The organism is Martinezella calliandrae (assembly GCF_030272695.1).
In the GTDB taxonomy this organism is placed as follows: domain Bacteria; phylum Pseudomonadota; class Alphaproteobacteria; order Rhizobiales; family Rhizobiaceae; genus Rhizobium; species Rhizobium calliandrae.
Genome location: NZ_JARFYN010000035.1, coordinates 63,916 through 87,623 on the forward strand (window position 1 = coordinate 63,916; position 23,708 = coordinate 87,623).

At 60.3% G+C, this 23,708-nt stretch carries 21 protein-coding genes; 14 read left to right on the top strand and 7 right to left on the bottom strand.

Annotated features, from left to right (window positions below):
- Positions 1-146: 146 nt before the first annotated feature.
- The 4 genes from PY650_RS23465 to PY650_RS23480 are packed head-to-tail and all read right to left on the bottom strand — an operon-like array spanning position 147 to position 3,492.
- Complete coding sequence (locus PY650_RS23465; RefSeq protein WP_285881978.1) at positions 147-1,946, bottom strand: adenine deaminase; 1,800 nt, start codon at positions 1,944-1,946, stop codon at positions 147-149.
- A gap of 18 nt (positions 1,947-1,964) precedes the next feature.
- The gene (locus PY650_RS23470; protein ID WP_285881979.1) at positions 1,965-2,597 is read right to left on the bottom strand and encodes a glutathione S-transferase family protein; all 633 of its coding nucleotides are present in this window, start codon (positions 2,595-2,597) and stop codon (positions 1,965-1,967) included.
- Positions 2,597-3,259 (bottom strand): Rieske (2Fe-2S) protein, encoded by a 663-nt coding sequence (locus tag PY650_RS23475; protein ID WP_285881981.1) that lies wholly within the window; start codon positions 3,257-3,259, stop codon positions 2,597-2,599. Before PY650_RS23475 ends, PY650_RS23470 begins: the two co-directional genes overlap by 1 nt.
- Positions 3,256-3,492 (bottom strand): hypothetical protein, encoded by a 237-nt coding sequence (locus tag PY650_RS23480; protein WP_285881983.1) that lies wholly within the window; start codon positions 3,490-3,492, stop codon positions 3,256-3,258. The genes PY650_RS23475 and PY650_RS23480 overlap by 4 nt, the downstream gene beginning before the upstream one ends.
- 249 nt (positions 3,493-3,741) lie before the next feature.
- Here PY650_RS23480 and PY650_RS23485 point away from each other — a divergent pair, with 249 nt between their 5' ends.
- The 6 genes from PY650_RS23485 (at position 3,742) to guaD (ending at position 10,771) form a co-directional block, all read left to right on the top strand.
- Complete coding sequence (locus PY650_RS23485) at positions 3,742-4,863, top strand: BMP family ABC transporter substrate-binding protein (protein ID WP_285881984.1); 1,122 nt, start codon at positions 3,742-3,744, stop codon at positions 4,861-4,863.
- A 76-nt stretch (positions 4,864-4,939) separates the two neighbouring features.
- Positions 4,940-6,514 carry an ABC transporter ATP-binding protein gene (locus PY650_RS23490; RefSeq protein ID WP_285881985.1) on the top strand — a complete coding sequence of 525 codons (1,575 nt, stop codon included), beginning with the start codon at positions 4,940-4,942 and terminating at the stop codon, positions 6,512-6,514.
- A gap of 1 nt (position 6,515) precedes the next feature.
- Positions 6,516-7,559 carry an ABC transporter permease gene (locus PY650_RS23495; RefSeq protein ID WP_285881986.1) on the top strand — a complete coding sequence of 348 codons (1,044 nt, stop codon included), beginning with the start codon at positions 6,516-6,518 and terminating at the stop codon, positions 7,557-7,559.
- A 13-nt stretch (positions 7,560-7,572) separates the two neighbouring features.
- Positions 7,573-8,508, top strand: coding sequence for an ABC transporter permease (locus PY650_RS23500; RefSeq protein ID WP_285881987.1), 936 nt, complete (start codon positions 7,573-7,575; stop codon positions 8,506-8,508).
- A gap of 32 nt (positions 8,509-8,540) precedes the next feature.
- Positions 8,541-9,398 (top strand): aromatic ring-hydroxylating oxygenase subunit alpha, encoded by an 858-nt coding sequence (locus PY650_RS23505; protein ID WP_285881988.1) that lies wholly within the window; start codon positions 8,541-8,543, stop codon positions 9,396-9,398.
- Positions 9,399-9,412: 14 nt separating this feature from the next.
- Positions 9,413-10,771: a guanine deaminase gene (guaD, locus tag PY650_RS23510; protein WP_285881989.1), complete on the top strand. Its 1,359-nt coding sequence runs from the start codon at positions 9,413-9,415 to the stop codon at positions 10,769-10,771.
- Between the two features lie 8 nt (positions 10,772-10,779).
- Here guaD and PY650_RS23515 read toward each other — a convergent pair whose 3' ends face one another.
- The 3 genes from PY650_RS23515 to PY650_RS23525 form a co-directional block, all read right to left on the bottom strand.
- A complete protein-coding gene (locus tag PY650_RS23515) occupies positions 10,780-13,050 on the bottom strand; it encodes an FdhF/YdeP family oxidoreductase (protein ID WP_285881990.1) in 2,271 nt (756 codons plus the stop codon).
- Between the two features lie 161 nt (positions 13,051-13,211).
- On the bottom strand, positions 13,212-14,162 hold the full coding sequence (locus PY650_RS23520; RefSeq protein ID WP_432761569.1) for a lytic transglycosylase domain-containing protein: 951 nt from the start codon (positions 14,160-14,162) through the stop codon (positions 13,212-13,214).
- Positions 14,163-14,395: 233 nt separating this feature from the next.
- Positions 14,396-15,076 carry a GntR family transcriptional regulator gene (locus PY650_RS23525; RefSeq protein WP_285881992.1) on the bottom strand — a complete coding sequence of 227 codons (681 nt, stop codon included), beginning with the start codon at positions 15,074-15,076 and terminating at the stop codon, positions 14,396-14,398.
- A 339-nt stretch (positions 15,077-15,415) separates the two neighbouring features.
- Between PY650_RS23525 and PY650_RS23530 the strand changes: the two genes are divergently transcribed.
- The 8 genes from PY650_RS23530 to atzF are packed head-to-tail and all read left to right on the top strand — an operon-like array spanning position 15,416 to position 23,700.
- Positions 15,416-16,543 carry a BMP family ABC transporter substrate-binding protein gene (locus tag PY650_RS23530; RefSeq protein WP_285881993.1) on the top strand — a complete coding sequence of 376 codons (1,128 nt, stop codon included), beginning with the start codon at positions 15,416-15,418 and terminating at the stop codon, positions 16,541-16,543.
- Between the two features lie 20 nt (positions 16,544-16,563).
- Complete coding sequence (locus tag PY650_RS23535; RefSeq protein WP_285881994.1) at positions 16,564-17,691, top strand: ABC transporter permease; 1,128 nt, start codon at positions 16,564-16,566, stop codon at positions 17,689-17,691.
- Positions 17,691-18,617, top strand: coding sequence for an ABC transporter permease (locus PY650_RS23540; RefSeq protein ID WP_285881995.1), 927 nt, complete (start codon positions 17,691-17,693; stop codon positions 18,615-18,617). Before PY650_RS23535 ends, PY650_RS23540 begins: the two co-directional genes overlap by 1 nt.
- 12 nt (positions 18,618-18,629) lie before the next feature.
- On the top strand, positions 18,630-19,343 hold the full coding sequence (gene biuH / locus PY650_RS23545; protein ID WP_285881996.1) for a biuret amidohydrolase: 714 nt from the start codon (positions 18,630-18,632) through the stop codon (positions 19,341-19,343).
- Positions 19,340-20,890, top strand: a complete 1,551-nt coding sequence (locus PY650_RS23550) for an ABC transporter ATP-binding protein (protein WP_285881997.1) — start codon at positions 19,340-19,342, stop codon at positions 20,888-20,890. Before biuH ends, PY650_RS23550 begins: the two co-directional genes overlap by 4 nt.
- On the top strand, positions 20,890-21,558 hold the full coding sequence (locus tag PY650_RS23555; RefSeq protein ID WP_285881998.1) for a cysteine hydrolase family protein: 669 nt from the start codon (positions 20,890-20,892) through the stop codon (positions 21,556-21,558). The genes PY650_RS23550 and PY650_RS23555 overlap by 1 nt, the downstream gene beginning before the upstream one ends.
- Positions 21,551-21,904 carry a cupin domain-containing protein gene (locus PY650_RS23560; RefSeq protein WP_285882000.1) on the top strand — a complete coding sequence of 118 codons (354 nt, stop codon included), beginning with the start codon at positions 21,551-21,553 and terminating at the stop codon, positions 21,902-21,904. Before PY650_RS23555 ends, PY650_RS23560 begins: the two co-directional genes overlap by 8 nt.
- Positions 21,862-23,700 (top strand): allophanate hydrolase, encoded by a 1,839-nt coding sequence (atzF, locus tag PY650_RS23565; protein WP_285882001.1) that lies wholly within the window; start codon positions 21,862-21,864, stop codon positions 23,698-23,700. The genes PY650_RS23560 and atzF overlap by 43 nt, the downstream gene beginning before the upstream one ends.
- Positions 23,701-23,708: the final 8 nt, after the last annotated feature.

Consider the following 23,708-nt stretch of genomic DNA (forward strand, 5'->3'; position numbering starts at 1 on the left):
TGAATTGCCAAAAAGGCAACGCTGGTGATCAGCAGTTGCTCCCTGGCGCCGTGACGGCAATTTGTCGGGTGAATGCAAAAGCTTCACCCGGCATCGTGTTGGAAGATGGTGGAGGCGCCCGGCAATGACGCCAGGCGTCATCAGTGTCAGGCCGGCTCGAACAGCGGCACGATCTCCATTTCCGGCACGAGCACCAGCCCTTTATCGGTGATGCGAATTTCCGGAATGACGGAAAGCGGAATGAGATTGAAACCCATATAGGCGATGGTGCAGCCGGCCTTTTCCCATTCGACCTTCAGCGCTTTCACCTCTTCGGCGACCTCGTGTACGCGCTTGTCGGAGATCAGGCCGGCGATCGGCAGCGGCACCATGGCCGTCACCTCGCCGTCCATAACGACGCAGACGCCACCCTGTTTGGCTTCGATCGCATTAAGGGCGATCTGCATATCCGCCTCGTTCGTGCCTGCAACGATAATGTTGTGGCTGTCATGACCGACGGAGGAGGCCACCGCCCCCTGCTTAAGCCCGAAGCTATTCAGAAGACCGTGGGCGACATTGCCTGCCGATTTGCCGTGGCGCTCGACGACAGTCACGAAGCAGAGGCCATGACGATCGAAATGTGTCTGCCAGTCATTGGCCGGCTCGAGCTCGACCGCGACATGGCCGAGCGTAATACCCGGCAGCTCGGTCTTGATCGTATGGGCAATCACCGGTTCGGTCGGCAATTCCGGCGCAAGTTTCAGGTTTTGCGGCAATTTCACCGTGTGATAGGCAGCTTCGGGGTAGCGATAGGGATTGGACAAGGCGGCATCGAGGACCGCCGTGATCTTGCGGTCCTCGACCACCAACTCGCCGCCATACCAGGTGCTCAGCGGCTTCAAATCGTCGGTCAGCAACACGAGATCGGCGCGGCGCCCGCCGCCGAGACCGCCGATTTCGTGCTCCATGCCGAAGCGTGTCGCGCCATGCAGAGAACCCATCGACCAAGCCTGCTCCGGCCGCATGCCGGCCTTGACCGCTTCACGCGTCACCCAGTCGAGGCCGAAGAGCAACAGGTCGTCGGCGTCGCGGTCGTCGGTGCAGACGGCAATGCGCTTGTGGGAGGAGCCAAGTTCGGTGACGGTCTTGATCGCATGCGGCAGGCTGTGCCACGGCGTCGTCGGCGGGCCACCGCGCAAGAAAAGCCAGATGCCCGCTTCCAGTAGGTCGTCGGCAATGTCGCGGTCAATCGCCTCATGCGTATCGGTCACACCCGATGCCGCATAGGCCGCGACGAATTCCCGGCCGTAGACATGGCCCGAGACCGGCCGCCCGCGTTCAAGAGCTGCTGCCAGGATGGCATGGCTGCGATCATCGCCCATCGCCACCTGCACGAAGTCCATCTTCTCGCCAAGCGCAAGGGCCTCAGGCCAGTTGTCGAACAGCGCCGCGATCTTCTCCGGCGTCAGGTCCCCGCCGGCCGTCTCGAGTTTCGGCGAAGTGGCAGGTACTGTGCTCGGCACGGTCAGGAAGATCGACAGCGGTGCACGACGGGCATCTTCCAACATTGCTTCGACACCGGCGACATCCATGACATTGCCGATCTCATGACTGTCGCAGAAGATCGTCGTCGTGCCGTTCAATAACGCTGCCTCAGCATAGGCGCAGGCGGTCACCATGCTCGATTCAATGTGAATGTGGGGGTCAACGAGACCGGGCGCAATGATACCGCCCCTGGCGTTATAGAGCTTGGCACCGTCGCCCCTATAGCTTCCGGCCGGTTTGACCGCCGCGATACGGCCGCCGGAAATCCAGACTTCCTTGCCGGCAAGAATGCGTTCGGAATAGGTCGACAGCACGCGCGCGTCCTGGATCACGAGATCGGGCTCTCGGCGGGCAGAGGCGACGTCGGCAAGCGTCGATGTCATGGTCGAGAGCGGCTTGACGGAAAAGCGGCTGAGCGTCATCGGATATCCACCTCAAAATCAATGATAATCGGGAATGCCGGGCATGGTTTGGAAGCCGTCGATGGCGCGGAACCGCCGCAACCACCGGCGCAGCGCCGGATAGTCGTCATGATCAATGCCATAATCGCGACTGAGAGCAAAGGACGGGAACAGCGTCAGGTCCGCGAGCGTCGGACCGCTGCCGACGAACCACTCGAAGCCATCAAAATGGCGAAGCGTCATCTGATCGTCCATGATACGGAAAGCCTTACCGGCACCGGCGCGCAGGCTAGCTTGATCGCTTGGCACATCAAAGAGCGATTGCAGGCGCGCGGCAACAGCGGACGCGAGCGCTGTCGCTGAAAAATGCAGCCACATCATCGTGAGGCCGAATTCGGCCGCGTCCTTGGGCAACCAACGCCGCGTCGGGTCGTAGGCCTTGGCAAGATATGCAAGGATCGCCTCGCTGCCGCGCAACGCCAGATCGCCGTCGGTCAATACCGGCATTGTGCCCAGCGGGTTGAGCGCCAGCATAGCTGGTTTACCCTCCTCCTTACCCGGAAACATGTCGACGGCAATGGTTTTATATGCAATCCCCAATATGGAAAGCAGCAGGCGAACGCGATAGCTTCCCTCGTCCATTTCGTAATTGTAAAGCGTGATCTGCGCCATCAAGCGACCTCTGTTGTCTGTTCGAGGTCGAAGCGAAGACCTTCGGCCCATTTCGCATAATGCTTCTGTTTGGCGCCCTCATTGATCGCCGGCGAGCCGAGAATGACAATATGAACGGCTGTCTTCTGAGGCGAAATGACCTGAACCGCGAGCAGCAGCCTGTCGTCCCCGGCTTCCAATATGCCGACATTCCCGACGAAACCGCTCATTCCCATTTTCTCGAATGAGGTACGGACTTCCTCTGCCCCACGCTCGATATAGAGGCTGCGAACCGCGGTAACTCCCGTCGCAGCGTCGATTTTCGGCAATGATGCATCTGAAACGCTCGTCGCCCAGATGACCCCATATTTTTCCGTGGTCGAATAGGTTGGCACCTTGATCGTCTGCGGCACTTCCAGTGTCGGATGTGCGGGAATATAGCGACACTGCCCAGCTGTATCGTACTGCCATCCATGATAGAGGCAGGCGATGTGATCGCCTCGGACGAAGCCGAAGCTCATGCGCATGCCGCGATGCGGGCAGCGATCCTCCCAGACATGGGCATCGCCGCTATTGTCGCGCCAGACGACGATCTCGCTGCCCTCGACGACCGCGCCCGCCGATGTCCCCGGCTCAATCGACGTCGACAGGGCGACCGGCACCCATCCTGCTTCCAATTTCATATGTCGCTCCGCTCGATATCGAGAATGATGCAGTCATAAGGCCCGAGGCTGCAGGCCATTTCGAAGGCGTCAACAAGATCGTTTTGCCCTTCGACGGAAAGTGTCGCCGACGTTGCGTTACAGGCTTCCATCTCAATGTCCAGATCCAACCGATGCGCTCGATGCAGCGCGAATTCGATGAAACTGTCGCGCGCCATCTGCCCCCGAAATATGAACCGCGCCCGCTCGGTCATGCCGCAGAATTTCCCTTCGCCTCAACCATGGCCCGCCTTGCGCATCAAAATTGCCCACTATGCATAAAAAATATACATGCTTTAGTTTTAGGCATTCTAGACGTTCTCCCCTTGAGAATTCAAGAGACTTTCCGGAGCTTGCGAACACGCATCGTCGCCAAAGCGCCCGGTCAGCTTGCCGCAACTGGCATAATTGTTGCCTCGATAACATTACGGCGCGGTCACGGCGCCAAACCAAAAGGGGACCCCATGATTGATTTGCGTTCGCTTTCCCGTCGCGGATTTCTGAATATGAGCGCAGCCGGCGCGGCTGTTTTGACACTGCCTGCGGGCCTTGCCAGCCAGGCGCGCGCCGCCGCTTCATTCCCGGCGATCAAGGAAGAGGATGCGATCGTCGGCTTCGGCCATGTCGGTCCGATTTCGGACGAAGGCTGGACCTTTGCGCATCACCAGGGCCTGCTTGCGGTCAAAGGCGCCTATCCGAAGCTCAAGAAGGTCCTGGAAGTGGAGAACATCCCCTATTCGGCCGACGCAACCCGCACCTATCGCCAGTTCGTCAGCGAAGGCGCCAACATCATTTTCGACACCTCCTCGAACGGCGACTTCCTGCATGCCGTGGTCAAACAGGCGCCCGGCGTTGCCTTCCTAGAGTGCGACGGCCGCGTCAATATGGACAATCTTGGCTGGTATTATCTGGCGCATTGGTATCCGACCTATGTTATCGGCGTTGCCGCCGGCCACCTGTCGAAGTCTGGCAAGCTCGGCTATGTCGCCTCCTTCCCGGTGGCATCGGTCTTTGCCTCCACCAACGCCTTCCTGATGGGCGCTCGCTCCGTCAATCCGAGTGCGACGCTGCAGACCATCGCCATCAATTCCTGGTTCGATCCGCAGGCGGCGACGCAGGCTGGCACCGCTCTCATCGACAACGGCTGCGACTTCCTGTTCGGCATCATGGACGAAGCCGGCTATCTGCAGGTCGCCGAAAAGCGCGGCGTCTGGGCTGCCATGTGGAACACCGATATCCGCCGCTACGGCCCGAATTCCTATGTCTCCTCCGTCCTCATCGACTTCAACAAATTCTATGTCGATCAGGTCGGCAAGCGTCTCGCCGGTACATGGACGCCGGGCGATACGCTATTTGCAATGGGCTCTGGCGTCGACCGTGACAAGTGGGGCGAGAAGGTTCCGGCCGATGTCGCCACAGCCGCCGATGCGGTGCGCGATAAGATCATCGGCGGCTGGTCGCCCTTCACCGGCGAGATCAAGGATTCGACCGGCAAGGTCCGTGTCGCGAGCGGCCAGACGATGACGGACAATGACCTTTACAATTGGGATTGGTCGGTCGAGGGCGTCACCGGCCTGAGCGCCTGACCGATACCATCGCCAGATAGGAATCTCGCCGGCACGGCCGGCCAGATTTGCTCTTTATGAGATATTGGTGCCCTTGATGACTGACACCGCGACATCCTTCTCCGCGCCCCCGGGCACGCCGCCGCTGGTGCAGCTCAAGGGCATCGCAAAATATTTTCCGGGCGTCATCGCCAACGAAGATGTCGACCTCGATGTTCTGCCGGGTGAGATCCACGCATTGCTCGGAGAAAACGGCGCAGGCAAATCAACTCTGATGAACATCCTGACGGGCATCTATCAGCCCGATGCCGGCGAGATCATCGTCGACGGCTATCATCAGCAATTCGCCACACCTCTTCAGGCGATCGCCGCCGGCATCGGCATGGTTCATCAGCATTTCAAGCTGGTGCAGGCCTTCACTGTGGCCGAAAACATTCATCTCGGCTGGCCGGAAACACCGCGCCGCGCATCGGCACAGATTTTGGAAGCGCGTACGGCAGCGTTGGCGACAAAGTTCAATCTGCAGACACGCCCGGGCGCCCGCATAAGCGATCTTTCCACCGGCGAACAGCAGCGCGTCGAGATCCTGCGCGTGCTGGCAAGGCAGGCGCGCGTCCTTATTCTGGACGAGCCGACGGCCGTGCTAACGCCGTTGGAGGCTCGCGAGCTGTTCAAGGCGCTGCGCGACTTCGTGAGGGAAGGCAATGCCGTCATTTTCATCAGCCACAAGCTCGATGAAGTCCTGGAGATTTCCGACCGCATCAGCATTCTGCGCGGCGGCCGTAAGATTACGACGGAAAAGGCCGCCAACTGCAATCCACGCATGCTTGCCAAACTAATGGTGGGCCGGGATATCGTGCTCGCCGATATGCGGCAGCGAGCAGCGGGCGCGGCGCCCATCTCGCTCGAACCGGTTTTTAGCCTCAAGGGTGTCTGCGCGCTCAACGACGCCGGCGATGAGGCATTACATGGTGTTTCGCTGCGCGTTCACGCCGGCGAAATTCTCGGTATTGCCGGCGTCGCGGGCAATGGCCAGCGCGAACTTAGCCAGGTATTGGCAGGCATGAAACCGGTCAGCAGTGGCCACATACTTATCGAGGGAAAACCGGTCGAGCGCAGCAACGCGGCAGATTTCGTCGAGCGCGGCATCGGCCATATTCCGGAAGACCGGCTGCATAGCGGCCTTGCGCCTGCACTCAGCATCACCATCAACGCCGTCATGCGCGAATATAAGGAACCGCCGATCTCCTCAGGTCGCGCCTACCGCCCGGGCGCGGCAGCGGCGCTTGCAAAGGAGATTGCCGCTGCGGCCGATGTCGCAATTCCGGATTTCGGCATGCCCGTTCGCAACCTCTCAGGTGGAAACCAGCAACGCCTTGTCGCCCGACGTGAGATGCGCATTGCAAACAAAGTGCTGATCGCCGCCTATCCGAGCCGCGGCCTCGATGTCGGCGCCATCAACACCATGCTGCGCTACATCGTGGAGCTTCGTGATGCCGGCGCCGGCATCGTGTTGATTTCCGAAGAGCTTGAGGAGCTGCTGATACTCTCGGACCGCATCGCCGTGCTTTACGAGGGTCGGATTATGGGGGTCGTCGACAGCGACAAGGCCGACATCGACCAGATCGGCCTACTGATGGGCGGCCGTACTCCTGTGCCCGAGGTTGCCTGACATGACCGCATCCTTTCGTCTTCAGCGTTTGCCCTCCGCCTCGCCTGCCATTGCCTTTGCGGCGCGCATTGCTGCTATCATGCTGGGGCTCTTCTTCGCCGGCCTTGTTTTGGCTGTTACCGGTGCCAAGCCGCTCGAACTTGCCTCGGAAGTGATCGGGTCAAGCTTCGGCTCCAGCTTCGGCCTTCAGGATCTGGGTGTGCTTCTGATACCGCTGATATTGACGGGCCTCTCTGTTGCTGTCGGCCAGCAAGTTGGAGTCTGGAACATTGGCGCGGAAGGGCAATTTTATGCCGGCGCTTTTGCTGCGGCTGCGGTCGGCTTGTTTGTGCCGGGGCCGTCGATCGTGATCCTGCCGCTGATGTTTTTTGCCGGGTTCATCGGCGGCGCGGTCTGGATCCTCATCCCGACGCTTGCCCGCGCCTATGCTGATGTCAACGAGTTGATCACGACATTGCTGCTGAACTTCGTCGCCATCCTGCTGGTCTTTTACGTTTCGACCAGCGCATGGCGCGATCGGACGGCGAATTCGGCGACGGCAAGATTGTCGGCCGAAATCCCCGAACTATGGGGCTCGGTGCATTGGGGCTTTCCGGTCGCCATTCTCGCCGCCCTCGTCATCGCCGGCATCCTTGCCTTTTCCCGCTGGGGTTATGAGGTCCGCCTGGTGGGCTCGAACCCGTCAGCAGCACATTATGCCGGCATGCCGGCCCGTCGCCATCTGATCACGATCATGCTGCTGTCCGGCGCGATTGCTGGCTTGGCCGGCATGTTGGAGATCGCCGGCACAGTGCACCGGCTGCAGGGGGGTATCTCCAACAATTACGGCTATCTCGGCATCATGGTCGCGGTTCTGGCGCGAAATTCCGCGGTTGGCGTCATATTCTCGGCCGCCTTGATGGCCTTCATCCTCAATTCCGGCATCATTCTCCAGACCCAGGGGCTTTCAACCTCGGCCGTGCTTGCCATCACCGGCCTCATCCTGTTCCTGACCGCGATTGGTGACGAAATCGCCCACTACCGCTTCGCCCGCGACAAGGTTTGAGGAGAAAGAGATCATGGAGCTTCTGACGGGCCTCCTCACCACAGCCTTTCTCGCCGGTGGCGTCCTGGCTCTGGCTGCCCTCGGTGAAGTGCTTGCTGAACGCGTCGGCGTCGTCAATCTCGGCGTCGAGGGCCTAATGGCGATGGGCGCACTGACGGCGATCGCGGCGACGACATCCTTTCCCTCACCTATTTTGGGTTTCGTCGCAGCGCTTTTGGTCGGCGCGGCCTTCGGCACGCTGTTTGCCGCCGCGACCGTTTTGTTGCGTGCCAACCAGGTGCTCTGTGGGCTGGCGCTGACCCTGATGGGCAACGGCATTGCCTCCAGCATCGGCCGGGCCTATTCCGGCATGCCGGCGCGCGCCACCTTTTCCGGCGTCCAAATCCCACTATTCAGCGACATTCCCATCCTCGGCAAAGCCTTCTTTTCGCAGAATATCCTCGTTTATCTCATCTACATCGTCCTGCCGGTAGCGGTAAATTACGTCATGTTCCGCACCCGACACGGTCTCAACCTGCGTGCCGTCGGCGAAAATCCTGCCGCCGCCGATGCCGCCGGCATACCGGTCAATCTCATCCGCTTCGCCTATGTCACGCTAGGTTCAGCACTTGCGGCCGGGGCCGGTGCCTATCTGACGCTTGCCTTTGTGCCCTCCTGGTCCGACGGCGTTGTTGCCGGGCGCGGCTGGATCGCGGTGGCGTTGGTTATCTTCGCCGGCTACCGGCCCATTCCCGCCGTTCTTTCCGGCCTGCTCTTCGGCCTCATCACCGCCATCGGTTTCGTCGGTCAAGCCCGTGGCTGGCCGATCGCGCCGGCCTTCCTCTCCATGCTGCCCTATCTCGGCACCATGGCCTTCATCATCGTGCCGGTACTTGCCTGGCAGCGCATGCGCCGTATCATGGCCGCACCCGCCGCAATCGGCCTGCCCTATTATCGCGATGTCCGCTAGACCGGGCCGAGAAACGAGGAAAGGGAGCGTTCATGAGCCAATGTTCTGATAAGGCAGCCCTCGACCAATGGTATGCGCTCGAAACCGAAAGGGAGATTCCGTTCGGAACCTCGGCGAACCGCCTGCTCGGTACCGATCTTACGGTCAAGCGGGATTTGGACGGCGCGCTCGTCATCAAAGCTGGCGATCGGAAGGAAGCTCTGCCGCTGATTAGGCGTTTCGGCCTTGTCTGGACCACGCTTGGAACGCCGCCGGGCGGTCTTTTCGAGCTTCCCGAGGCCGAAGAACCGGACAGGCGCGTCGTCAATTGCGGCACGGTCGCAGTGCGCGCGTCTGGGCTGAGGATTGTCGAGAACTTCCTCGATCTGGCGCATTTCCCCTTCGTCCACACGGATATTCTCGGCGCCGAGCCGCATACCGAGGTGACGCATTACAATGTCGAGATTCGCCGCGATGTCGATGAAGTCTGGGCGACCAACTGCCAGTTCTTCCAGCCACAGGCGGCCCTTTCGGCCAGCGAAGGTATTATGACCGACTATATCTATCGCGTCATGACACCATTTTCGACCCTGCTCTACAAGACTTGCCCGAATGCGGCAGACCGCTGGGACGTGATCTGTCTCTTCGTGCAGCCACTCGATCCAGATCGCTGCCGCGCCCATCCGGTGATGTTCTTGATCGACGACACATCCACGACAACGGAACTCGTGCACTTCCAACAGTTGATCTTCCTGCAGGACCGTATCATCCTGGAAAACCAACGTCCGGCCCTGCTGCCGATGGAGGCGCGCGCCGAGATCCCGACCCGCGCCGACGCCACCTCAATCGCCTATCGCCGTTGGCTGAAGGAGAAGGGTATTACCTACGGCACGACGATCGTGGCCGCCTGAAAAGAGGCGCATTCATGGATCTGCGCAACAAGACGCTCAGCGCGTCGGGATTTCATTCGCCGCAGCGCGGCATCATCGACGTTCTGGACGATGTGCTGATCGAGATCGATGCCGATGGTGTGATTACCGCCGTTCACCGTCATGGCGATCCGAACTACCGGACCATTCGTGACACGCGCGACGCATCGGGCGAACTCGTAAGACTGCCGGCACGGACCTACGTCTTGCCGGGTTTCGTCGATCTGCACGTACACGCGCCGCAATATCCGCAGCTTGGCGATGCGCTCGATGTCGCTTTGGAAGTGTGGCTGCAAAAATATACGTTTCCGCTCGAGGCGCGCTATCAGGATGCAGCCTTCGCGCGCCACATCTATCGCCTGCTGGTCGATGACCTGGTTGCCAACGGCACGACGACGGCGCTCTATTTCGCTACCATCCATCAAGAGGCGACGCGGGCGCTGGTCGATATCTGCCTGGAAAAAGGCCAGCGCGCCCTGATCGGCAAGGTGGCGATGGACAATGCCGACGAGTGTCCGGAGTACTACCGCGACAGATCGGGCAAAGAGGCACTCGAGGGCACGCGCGCGTTGATCGACTATGTGCGTGGACATCCACAAAATGGCGAAGGGCGCGTTCTGCCCGTCGTCACGCCGCGCTTCATTCCCTCCTGCACCGATGCGACACTTGAAGGCCTCGGCGCTATTGCCAGGGAGTGCGCCTGCCATGTGCAAACCCATTGCTCGGAAAGCGACTGGGCGCAAGGCTATGTGCTTGCCCGCCATGGCATGACGGATGCAGACAGCCTTGATCGTTTCGGCCTCCTCAGCCGCAAGACTGTCTTGGCGCATGGGAATTTCCTTTCGGCGAAGGATATGGAAACGGTGCGTGCGCGCGGCGCTGCCGTCGCGCATTGCCCGCTTTCGAATGCCTATTTCGCCAATGCCGTCTTCCCGCTGCGCGCTGCGCTGGAAAAGGGGCTGCATGTCGGTCTCGGCACCGACATTTCCGGCGGCCCCAGCGCTTCGATGCTCGAGAACGCTCGAGGCGCGATCTTGGCATCGAGGATGCTGCAACGCGGCGTCGACCCGAACCTGCCGGCCGCCGCCCGCGCGACGTTCGGCCCGGCACAAATCGATTTCCGCGACGCCTTCTATATCGCGACGACGGGCGGCGGCATCGCGCTCGATCTTCCCGTCGGGCAATTCACGCCCGGCTATCAGTTCGACGCCGTGCTGATTGATGCCGATGCCGAGAAGGGCACGGTGCGGCTATTCGAAGACCGCGACAAAGGCGAGCGCATCCTGCAGAAAATCATTTATACTGCATCGAGGCCAAACATCGCGGCCACCTGGGTCGGCGGCCGCAAAGTTTGAGGACTGGGCTACACCGTTTTGCTGACGCGCACCGGAACCGACTTATAGGACGGCGTGCCGCTTTCCTTGTCCTGATAGTCGATCGGGATCAGGCAGTTTGCTTCCGGATAATAGGCGGCAACCGAACCCGGCGCGATATCGTAGGAAATCGCTGTCAGCTTCAACAGTCGTTTGGCTCCTGAAGGCAGTGCCGTTTCGACCTCCACGAGATCGCCATGCTCCAGGCCCTTCGCAGCCAGGTCGCCATCATTCATGAACAATACGTCGCGCCGGCCAAAAACGCCGCGATAGCGATCGTCTAGGCCATAGATCGTCGTATTGTATTGGTCGTGGCTGCGTATCGTCGCGAGCTTGAGGATACCAGCGTCGGCAAACGCGGCATCCTCGTTAAGCCCTTGGAATAGCAGAAACTCCGCCTTGGCGGACGGGGTGTTCCAAATACGCTCGGTTGGGCCAAGTGGCAGGCGGAAACCGCCCGGCACACGGATACGCTCGTTGTAGCCCGCGAAATCGGGAAAGACGATTTCGATCTTGTCGCGAATGCGATCATAGTCGGCGATCAGGTCCATCCAGGCGACCTTGCTGTCGGGCAATGTCGCCTGCGCCATGCCGGCAACGATCGCCGGTTCGGAGCGCAGATGTTCGGAAGCCGGCTTTAGCTTGCCACGGGAGGCATGCACCATCGACATCGAGTCTTCGATCGTCACCGATTGTGGCCCGGCTGACTGTATATCCTGCTCGGTGCGCCCAAGAACCGGCAGGATGATGGATTCCTTGCCGATCAGCAGCTGCGAACGGTTGAGCTTGGTATTCATATGGACGGCGAGATCGAGCTTGCGCATCGCCTTGGTGCAGAGTTCCGGATCGGGCAGAGCGATCGAAAAATTGCCGCCAAGGCAGAGCAACACCGTCGAGCGCCCATCCGCCATCGCCTGCATTGCGGCAACCGCATCGTGGCCGTGGTGTTCAGGCGATTTGAAGCCAAAAGCGCGTTCGATGCCGGCAAACATTGAAGGATTCGGCCTCTCGCTGATTCCCACGGTGCGATTGCCCTGCACGTTGGAATGGCCGCGCAGCGGGCAGATGCCGGCGCCGGGCTTGCCGAAATTGCCGCGCAACAGCAACAGATTGGCAATCTGCTGCACATTGGCGGTGCCCTTGGCGTGCTGGGTAATGCCCATGCCGTAGGTGACAATCGTGGCATTCGATTTGACATAGGCGGTCGCGACCCGTTCCAAGTCGACCCGCATCAGCCCGGACGCTCTTTCGATATCGGCCCATGCCGTTTGCTTGAGATCGGCTGCGAAGGCGTCGAAGCCGATGGTGTGTTCGACGATGAATGCACGATCGAGCACGTCTTGCGACGCCTCAGCCAACTCCAGTACAGCCTTCATGATACCCTTAAGGGCAGCCGCATCGCCGCCGATCTTGACCTGATAGTAGGAGGACGCAATCCGCGTCGAGCCGAAAGTGCCCATCTCGATCGGGTTCTGCGGATCGGCGAACCGTTCGAGCGCCCGCTCCTTCAACGGATTGAAGACGATGATGGGCACGCCGCGCCGCGAGCATTCATGCAGCGTGCCCATCATGCGCGGATGGTTGGTTCCGGGATTGTGACCCATGGCGATGATGAGCTCGCAGCGGTCGAAATCCTCCAGAGACACCGTGCCCTTGCCGATGCCAATCGACTGCGGCAGGCCGACGCTGGTCGCCTCGTGGCACATGTTGGAGCAATCGGGGAAATTATTGGTGCCATATTCGCGCGCAAAAATCTGGAACAGAAAAGCGGCCTCATTGGAGGCGCGGCCGGACGTATAGAACTCCGCCATGTCCGGATTGGGCAGGCTGCGCATGACCTCGCCGATGCGCGCAAAGGCTCCCTCCCATTCGATCGGTCGATAAGTATCAGTCGTGCTGTCATAGACCATTGGGTGGGTAAGTCGCCCTTCATTTTCCAGCTCGTAGTCGCTCCACTCGAGCAGCTCGGTCACGGTGTGCCTGGCGAAGAAGTCAGGCGTCACACGCTTGTTCGTCGCTTCCCAGGTGACAGCCTTTGCGCCGTTTTCGCAGAACTGGAAGGTCGATGTATGTTCCTTGTCGGGCCAGGCGCAGCCGGGGCAGTCGAACCCATCGGGCTTGTTTGTGCGCAGAAGAAGCAGCGGCGCTTCCGTGACATCCATCTGCTCGCGCACGGCCTTGGCGGTCGCCCTCAATGCGCCCCAGCCACCGGCGGGATTGCTGTAGGCACGAATTCCGGGAACTTCACGCTTCTGCGCCATTACACGCTCCTTTGTTTACCCTCCCGAGACCCCCTTAATGAAACTAGCCGATTGGCGAATGTTTTCCACAAAACAAAGAGCCAGAAGCAAGGAATGATGGGCCATTGTGCCGAGTATTAAGCGATTGGATCCTTGATACCGCAGCAGTCTGATAGGAACGCTCAATTCTTGAACACAAGACAAGCCCCGCCCTTCTGGCGGACTTGACTGCAAACCGCGTCCGCTTCGGCACGTGTCTGCCGGCCGATACGGGCGGCATATCGGATGCGGAAACCGAAATCGCCGTTGCGCTGGCGCACAATGAGCGGCTTTTCTTCATTCAGCGGTGTTGGAAGCTTGGCAACATTCTCGGAAAAAAGGCTGCGGACTGTGTCGAGCTGGAGATTCTCCGCAAGTTGAGCGCCCCAGGGCGCCCAAGGCCGCTCCTGCTCCAAGGCGATTTGCTTCAGCTTGCGGCTGCCGGCAAGCGCCATGCATGCCTGCGCAAAAGGTTTGCCCTTGTCAAGTTCCAACGCAACCGTACCAGGCGGGTCATCCTTCCATTGCTCGACCGTATGCGCCGTAATGGCAATCACGTAGCTTCGGGTCTCATAGGGAAGATTGCCGGAACTCAGAAAATTTGCGAGGCCGTTTTCGCCGGCATTATAGGCCGCCGCAGCTAAGCCGAGATTGCCGAAGCGGTTGCGCAATTCGTCCAGATAAGCTGCCGCTTTTCCTAGCGCCTCCAGCAAATCGTAGCTGTCCTGAACGCCACGTAGTCTTGCCGTTCCCGGCATGAATTGCGCAATGCCTTGCGCACCCTTCGGACTGACCGCATCGGGGCGAAACGTGCTTTCCCGCCAAATGAGCCTGGCAAGATAGTCCGGCGGTAGATGATTGGCGCGGGCGAAATAGTCGATCGCGTCGCAGAGGTCACGACTATAACTTTCCTTGCGGATGCAAAGTGTTTTGCCTCTGTCGGTTACCAAAGGTCCTGAAATGCACGCCGGCGGCGCAACGCTCCATTCAGGCTGGGCCTTCACTGGACAAACGGCCAAAAGCATAAAGCCGAATGCACTAACGAAATTTATGGCCTTTCCGACAAGGCTGGGCCGATGCTGGTTGCCTGCCATCCGTGCGAAACCCGTTGGAAACCGTCAAATCACTAGAGCATCCCGCTTTCAAATGGGACCACCTGCAAGCGGATGAGATGCGCTTGTCTCAAAAGACTAGAGCGACCTTAGTGCGTTCAAGTGAACGCACGGTGCTCTAGAGTGCCGCTCTTGATAGCATCTATGAGCGATAACGAAAACCATGAAGGCTGTGAGAGGCTACGGGCTCAATGATCGCAGCACCTGGAGCAGTCTCAGTTGCCCGTCTTAGGCGCAGCGAAAACGATGCTGGCATCACTGACAATGGCGACATGTGAATAGGCGGCCTGGCTTGCGGCTTGGGAGTCGCCCCGCAGGACTGCGGCGACGATAGCGTCGTGCTCATCGAAGGACTTGGCGAGCCTGCCTGGAAGCCGGAACTGCGCGCGACGAAACGGCGCAAGTCTGGCCCGGGTCTGCGTTACCAATTCGAAAATGTGGTCGTTGTGAGCGCCGCGATAGAGCTGGGTGTGAAACTCGGCGTTGTAGGCAGCATAATCCTCTTCGGCTCGTGCATGCACGAGCCGGGCGGACGCGCGGTGTTCGAGCTCGAGGGTGCGACGCTCTTCGACGCTCATTCGTTCTGCGGACAGGCGCGCACAGATGGCTTCGAGTTCGGCCATTGCTTCGAACATCGAATGCAAATAGGCACCGCTTACAGTCGTCACGACAGCGCTGCGGTTCGGTTCACGGCCGACCAAACCCATGGCGCCAAGCTCACGCAACGCCTCGCGCACCGGGGTCCGCGACACGTCGAAACGGCTTGCCAGCGATATTTCGTCAAGCTTCTCGCCCGGAACGAGCGCACCGGTCACGATCAAATCGGCGATTGCGCGCACCATCTGTTCGACGGTCGTTCCGGTTCTGACGATTTCTCTGCGCTTGACCTGCTTCACCGCGATGCGTCTGCCCCGATTTATTGCATACAGATGTATGCGCACGGACAGCAAAGTCAATTCATGTTTTAAATTATTGTTTTAAAATGATGTTTAGCATGTGGCGAACAGCTTGAGATGGCATTTAGAAACCAAATTGCGCATTTTCGATCAATAAATGGGCACTGCTTATTTTTGAAGCTCATATCTTGACGAGATCTGCATACACTTTTCGCAGCCTATTTCGGTTGATAAATTTAAATGCTAAAAATCAATAGGTTAAAATCTGGCACAGTGATTGCATACACTTTTTCGTACCTCTTTTTTTACGAGCCGGCTTCGGCCGCAAGGAGCAATACCATGACCAGACTCCTTTCCATGAATCGCCGCAATTTTCTCCAGGCATCGGCAGCAGGTGCACTGGCCACCGTCGCGCCCGGTCTCATCTCCTCTCGGGCTTATGCCGAGACCGCGCTCACCGTCGGCTTCATCTATGTCGGGCCGAAGGACGACTACGGTTACAACCAGTCACACGCAGAAGGTGCTGCCACCGTCAAAGCGATAGGCGGCGTCACCGTCGTCGAGGAGGAAAATGTCCCCGAGACCGTCGATGCGCAGAAGACGATGGAATCGATGATCAATCTCGACGGCGCCACGCTGCTTTTCCCGACATCCTTCGGCTATTTCGATCCGCACATGCTGGCCATGGCCGCCAAATATCCCAACATACAATTCCGCCATTGCGGCGGTCTCTGGCAGTCGGGCAAGCATCCGGCGAATACCGGCTCCTATTTCGGTTACATTTTCCAGGGCCAATACCTGAACGGCGTCACCGCCGGCTATGCGACCAAGAGCAAGAAGATCGGCTTCGTCGCCGCCAAGCCTATCCCGCAGGTTCTGCAGAACATCAATGCCTTCCTGCTCGGCGCCCGATCCGTCGATCCGGCCATCACTTGCCAAGTGATCTTTACCGGCGAATGGTCGCTGGCCGTCAAGGAAGCCGAAGCCACCAACGCGCTGATCGACCAGGGCGCAGACGTCGTCACTTGCCACGTCGACAGCCCGAAAGTCGTCGTCGAAACCGCCGCCGGCCGTGGCGCCTTCATCTGCGGCTACCACGCCAACCAGAGCCCGCTTGCACCGGCAAAATATCTGACCGGGGCCGAATGGGCCTGGGGCAATGTCTACTCCGACTTCGTGAAGAAGGCTCAGGCCGGCGAAACGCTTTTAAACTTTGTCCGCGGCGGCTTGAAGGACGGCTTCGTCAAGATGAGCCCGCTCGGCCCCGGCGTTTCCGCCGAATCCCGCAAGAAGTTCGAGGCGACGCTCGCCGAGATGATGGCGGCTAAATTTTCGGTCTTCAAAGGCCCGATCAAGGACAATAAGGGCAATATGGTCATCACGGCGGACAAGAGCTTCGCTGAGGACGCCATCGAGCTCGAGAGCATGAATTATCTGGTCGAAGGTGTCGTCGGCTCCACGGCTTAAATCTTCGGGGGAGACGCGTCATGACGGTCGAAGTCAACGATCCCGCATTATCCATCGATGCGCAAAGGCAGGTGCTGCGCCCCGCCCTCGAATGGCTCGCGCGGCGGGCTGAACCGGTCGCGATCACGCTTGGTGCAATCCTGGCCGGTTTGCTGCTTTTTTCTCTCTTCATCCTGGCGGTCGGCAAATCGCCGGCCGACCTCTATCGTTTCATGTATGCCGGCGGCTTCGGTAGCTGGTTTTCCATCCAGAATAGCCTGAGCCGAGCTTCTCCGCTGCTGCTAACGGCCCTCTGCGTCGCCTTGCCGGCGAGGCTCGGTCTCGTCATTATCGGCGGAGAAGGTGCGGTCGTCCTAGGCGGCGTGGCGGCGGCGGCGATCGCGCTGCCGATCGTCGGCCACTTGCCAGCGATCATCGTCCTAATCGCGATGGCACTTGCCGCAATGGTGATCGGGGGCATCTGGATCGGCCTTGCTGGCTTCCTGCGCCACTATCGCGGAGTTAACGAAACCATCTCCTCGCTGCTGCTCGCCTACATCGCCGTCGCCTTGATGAACCAGTTCGTCGAGGGGCCGTTACGCGATCCGGCAAGCCTCAACAAGCCATCCACCAAGCCGCTGCCGCATGACTATATGCTCGGGAACATCCCAGGCATGGACGTGCACTGGGGGCTTGTCATCGGCATCGCCGCCTGTATCGCATCTTGGATATTGATCGAGGCAACGAGCTACGGCTTTGCAGCCCGCATCGCCGGCGGCAATGTTCGCGCCGCGCAGATCCAGGGTCTGCCCGTAGGCCGGTTGATCGCCGGCTTTACGGCGATCGCCGGCAGCTTCGCGGGTCTCGCAGGCATGATCGAGGTCTCCGCCGTCCAGGGCAGCGCCAATGCTTCGCTTGCCGCCGGCTATGGTTATACCGGCATACTCGTTGCTTTTCTTGCCCGTCACAATCCATTGGCAATCATTCCGGTCGCCATTCTTCTCGGCGGCATCGACGCCTCCGGCGGCCTCATCCAGCGCCGCATGGGCCTGCCCGACGCGACCGTTCTGGTCCTGCAGGGCACGCTCTTCATCGTCATCCTCTTCTGTGAAACCTTCTACGGCCGTTTCAAGATCTTCAATCCCGACCTTTGGAACAGGAGCGCATGATGGACGACACCGCAATCGGCCTTTGGGGTGTGCCGCTCGCCATCTTCGCCGGCGCAATCCGCGTCTCGACGCCATTTATCTTCGTCAGTCTCGGGGAGACGATCACGGAGCGCTCCGGCCGCATCAATCTCGGCCTGGAAGGCACGCTCGTTTTCGGCGCCATGACCGCCTATGCGGTTGCCGTCATGAGCGGCTCCCCGTGGCTTGGCGTCCTTGCCGCGATGGCGACCGGCGCAATCTTCGGCGCCGTGCATGGCTGGATCTGCAAATGGCCCAGGGTCAACGACATAGCCATCGGCATCGCCATGATGCAGTTCGGCCTGGGCTTGGCCTTTTTCCTCGGCAAATCCTTCATTCAACCGGTCGCGCCGCACCTGCCGGCAATCCCCTTCGGCTTTTGGTCTGGCCTAGCACCGGTAAAGGCCGCACTAAATATCAACATCCTCTTCATCCTCGGCGCGGCGCTCGCTGTTGTGCTCTGGTGGGCCTTCAAAAACACCAGGGTCGGTCTCACGTTGCGCGTCGTCGGCGACAGCACCGATGCGGCGCGTGCCATGGGCATCAATCCGGATCTTGTCCGGCTGCTTGCTACGGCGGTCGGCGGCTCGCTGGCGGCGGTTGGTGGTGCCTATCTGTCGCTCTACTATCCCGGCTCCTGGAATGAACGCATCTCTTCCGGCCAGGGCCTGATGGCGGTGGCGCTGGTGATCTTCGCGCGGTGGAATCCGATCGGCTGCTTTGTCGCCGCACTTCTTTTCGGCGGCGCTGGCGCACTCGGCCCGGCGCTGCAGTCGGTCGGGGTGACGCAAGGCTATTACCTCTTCTACGCCGCCCCTTACGTGCTCACGCTCGTCATCATGATCATCACCTCGTCGCCTACGCGCTCGCTCGCCGGCGCGCCCGGCGCACTTTCGCTCACCAAATAGGAAAGATCAGCCATGAACAGTCGCGCAGCCGCAGCCCTCGGCCAGAAACTGACCTATATCGATGCCGATCCCTATGCCTGGCCCTATAATGGCGTGCTAAGTCCTGACAACACAGCCCTCATCATCATCGACATGCAGACGGATTTCTGCGGCCCCGGCGGTTATGTCGATCACATGGGTTATGATCTGTCGTTGGTCCGAGCACCGATCGCACCGATCAAGACGTTGCTCGCCGCCATGCGCGCCAGGGGTTATCACGTCATTCATACCCGCGAGGGGCATCGACCCGACCTGGCTGACTTGCCCGCCAACAAGCGCTGGCGTTCGCAGCGCATCAATGCCGGGATCGGCGATCCTGGCCCCTGCGGCCGTATCCTCGTGCGCGGCGAGCCGGGCTGGGACATTATCGACGAATTGAAGCCGGTGGACGGCGAGACGATCATTGACAAGCCCGGCAAGGGCTCTTTCTGCGCCACCGATCTGGAATTGATCCTCAACCAGAAGCGCGTCGAGAACCTCATTCTCACCGGCATCACCACTGACGTCTGTGTCCACACGACCATGCGCGAGGCGAACGATCGCGGCTTCGAATGCCTGCTGCTAGAAGACTGCTGCGGCGCGACCGACTACGGCAATCATCTCGCCGCCATCAAGATGGTGAAGATGCAGGGCGGCGTCTTCGGCTCCGTGTCCAATTCCGCAACCTTGGTGAGCCAACTGCCATGAGCACCGTCCGCGATACGCCCCTCCCCCAGGCTGGCAAGGCTGTGGGCATCGAAACCCTGGACATGACCATGCGTTTCGGCAGCTTTACGGCGCTCGACCACGTGTCCGTGAGCATTCCCGCCGGCACCTTCCACGCTCTACTCGGTGAAAACGGCGCGGGGAAATCGACGCTCGTCAAGTGCATCATGGGCTTTTATCACCAGACCTCGGGTTCGCTGTCGGTGGATGGTCATGAAGTCGCGGTCGCCTCACCAAAGGATGCGGCGGTCTACGGTCTCGGCATGGTTTACCAGCATTTTACGCTGGTGCCGTCGCTGACGGGCGCCGAAAACCTCGTCATCAGCCGCGCCGAAGTGCCCGCCGTCATCAATTGGGCGAAAGAACGCAAATCGCTTGCCACCTTCATGGAACGGATGCCCTTCAAGATCCCGCTTGAACGTCCGGTGAGCGAACTTGCCGCCGGCGAAAAGCAGAAACTCGAAATCGTCAAACAGCTTTATCTCGGCCGCAGCTTCCTTGTGCTCGACGAACCGACGTCAGTCCTGACGCCGGCCGAGGCCGACGAAATGCTCGGCCTGGTGCGCGGCATGACCGAAAGCGGCGAACTGACCGTTCTGATGATCTCGCACAAATTCCATGAAGTGACGAAATTCGCCGATGCGGTTTCGATCCTGCGACGCGGTAAGCTTGTCGGCAGCGGCAAGGTCGGGGAACTTTCGACGACGGAGATGGCGGCGATGATGATCGGCGATGTCAAACTCGCCGAACTCGACGCACGTGTTCCGGTCACGGAGACTGCTAAACCGGTGTTGCATGTCGAGCGGGTCAAGGCGCCGGACCGTTCCGGCCTGAAGACGATCGAGATCGACAAGTTGACGGTGCGTTCCGGCGAAATTGTCGGCATCGCCGGCATTTCCGGCAACGGCCAGAAGGAACTCACTGAAATTCTCGCCGGGCAGCGATCAACCGACGGCGGGTCGGTCAGCGTCAACGGCGAGACCTATGGCGCAACGCGGCCCGAAACGCGCAGGAACAATGTCCGCTTCATCCCGGAAGAGCCATTGCAGAACGCCTGTGCGCCGCGGATGACCGTCAGCGAAAATCTCGCTTTCCGCACCTTCGACCTGAAGGAGAACGGCAGTGATGCGATCTGGCTGAACAAGGGCAAGATGAAGAAGCGCGCGACGTCGCTGATTTCGGACTTCAAGGTCAAGACTGCCTCATCCTCCTCGCCGATCGCGGCGCTTTCCGGTGGCAATGTCCAGCGGGCGGTCTTGGCACGGGAGCTCACGGGAGAGGTCGATTTGCTGATCGTCTCCAACCCCTGTTTCGGCCTCGATTTTTCCGCCGTTGCCGAAATCCGCGCCCGCATCATGCGCGCCCGTAATGCCGGCGCTGCCGTTTTGCTGTTATCAGAAGACCTGGATGAGCTGCTTGAAATGTCGGATCGCATCATGGTGATTTCGGACGGCAAGCTCGTCTACGAAACCCAGGCGCGCGCCGCCGATATATCCGTGATCGGTGCCCATATGGCGGGGCATCACTGATGGCTGAGATCAAGGCTCAGCCTTTTGCCTTCCCGCTCAAACGCGACGCTGTGGCGCTGATCGTCATCGATATGCAGCGCGATTTCGCCGAGCCCGGCGGCTTCGGCGCCAGCCTCGGCAACGATGTCAGCCGCATTGCGAAGATCGTCCCTGACGTCAAACGGCTGCTCGCGGGTTTCCGCGATGCCGGCCTGCCGGTCATCCACACGATGGAATGCCACAAGCCCGATCTTTCCGACCTGCCGCCGGCCAAGCGTGACCGCGGCAATCCGTTGCTCAGGATCGGCGATGTCGGACCAATGGGCCGCATCCTCATCGCCGGCGAGCCGGGCACGGCCATCCTGCCCGAACTGGCCCCCATCGATGGCGAGATCATTATCGAAAAACCGGGCAAGGGCGCCTTCTACGCCACCGATCTCGGCAATATACTGACGAGCAAAGGCATCAAGCAGCTCGTTTTCGCGGGCGTCACCACGGAAGTCTGCGTCCAGACCACGATGCGCGAGGCAAACGACCGGGGCTATTATTGCCTGCTCGCGGAGGAGGCAACTGAGAGCTATTTCCCCGAGTTCAAAGCAGCCGCTATCGCGATGATCCGAGCGCAGGGCGCGATTGTCGGCTGGACGGCGCGCGTCGACGACATTCTGGAGACCATCAATCATGCCTGAAACGACACGCGAACTGTTGATGACGGGTGGCTGGAAAGACCTGACTTTCGACCCGTTCCGAGATGAGGTCACCATCCACTGGATCAGGCCCTTCGAGGGCGACCAACCGGGCGTCGCGCTGCTGAAATACGAGGCCGGCGCCTCCGTTCCCCGCCACCGGCATGAAGGGCTGGAGACCATTTTCGTGCTCGAAGGTGTACAATCAGATGAGGCCGGGGACTATGCCAAGGGCTGTTACATCGTCAATGCCACCGGGAGCGAGCACTCGGTCTGGAGCGATACAGGCTGCGTCGTCCTGATCCAATGGGATCGGCCAGTCAGAATATTGGAAGAGGAAAAAGCGTGACCAGCTCGGCCTTCGACATTTCATCCCTGCATGGTTTCTATGCGAGCGGCGGCACCGTTGCCGGCGTTATCGAGGCGGTTTTCGCGCGTATAACGAAGGTCGACGATCCCGGCATCTTCCTGCACCTCTCCGACAAAAGGCACTTGCTACAACAGGCGGCCGCTCTCGGGCCTTTTGATCCGGCGGCAAAGCCGCTCTGGGGCATCCCCTTTGCGGTCAAGGACAATATCGATGTCGCGGGAATGCCAACGACCGCGGCATGCCCGGATTTCACCTATATGCCCGGGGCCGACGCCACTGTGGTGCGTCTACTGAAGGAGGCCGGCGCACTCGTTATCGGCAAAACCAACCTCGATCAATTCGCGACCGGTCTGGTCGGTGTCCGTACGCCCTATCCCGCACCGCGCAATGCCATGGACCCTGATTTGGTACCCGGTGGCTCAAGCTCGGGCTCGGCGGTCGCGACGGCGCAGGGCATCGTCAGTTTTGCGCTCGGCACCGATACCGCGGGCTCTGGGCGCGTCCCCGCCGGCCTCAATAATATCGTCGGCCTCAAGCCCAGTCTTGGGGCAATATCGACGACCGGCGTCATCCCCGCCTGCCGCACGCTGGATTGCGTTTCGATCTTCGCATTGACGGTCGAGGACGCCTGGCGGGTGTTCGAGGTTGCGGCGCGCCACGATGCCACGGACGCCTATTCGAAAACCATCCCCGCCGATGGTTTTGGGCAGACGCTGCCGGTCTTGACCATCGGCGTCCCGGCCGGAGCCGACCGACTGTTTTTCGGCGATGCCGTCATGGAAGCGGCCTATGACACCGCCTTGCAGATGCTGACAAAGCTCGGTCACCGGCTGGTGGAAGTACCGTTTGGCGATTTTTACGAGGTAGCAAACCTGCTTTATGAAGGCGCCTGGGTGGCGGAGCGCTATGCGGCCGTGAAGGACTTCTTCGACGCCAAGGAGGCAAGCTTCCACCCCGTCACACGCAAAATCTATAGCGGCGCAAAGCAGCTTTCCGCGGCCGACGCCTTCAAGGGCCTCTATGCGCTGCAGGCCTTGACGCAAAAGGTCGCGCCGCTGATCGCATCGGTCGATCTTTTCTGCGTGCCGACCGCACCGACCCACTATAGGCGTGCCGACATCGAAGCCGAACCGATCCGCGAGAACTCGCGTCTTGGTACCTACACCAACTTCGTCAATCTCCTCGATATGTGCGGCATTGCCGTGCCGACGGGGCTTAGAAGCGACGGCCGCCCGGCCAGCGTCACCCTGTTGGCGCCATCAGGCAAGGACGGGCTGATTGCCGCGCTCGCCCGGGATCTTCACAGAGCCAGCGGCCTCACGCTCGGCGCCACCGGCTGGCACCAGCCGCGGTGGGAAGAACGTCGTGCCGCCGATGAGCCCCGAATGATCGATATCGTGGTGGTAGGCGCCCATCTCTCCGGCATGCCACTCAACGTGCAACTGCGCGACCTTGACGGCCGTCTTGCACGCCACGCGCGAACATCGGCCTGCTACCGTCTATATGCATTGGCGGGGCAAGTTCCCGCCAAACCAGGGCTCATCCGTGTCGGCGCGGAGGCTGGCGGTCAGATTGATGTCGAGGTCTGGCAGTTGGCGCCAGCCGCCTTCGGCCAGTTCGTCGCGGCTGTCCCCCCGCCACTCTGCATTGGTACGATCGCGTTGTCAGATGGGACCTCTGCCAAAGGATTTCTTGTCGAAGCGACCGCGATCGCCGATGCGACCGACATCACGCATTATGGCGGCTGGCGCAGCTATGTTGCGGCGACAACGTAGCGTCAAGG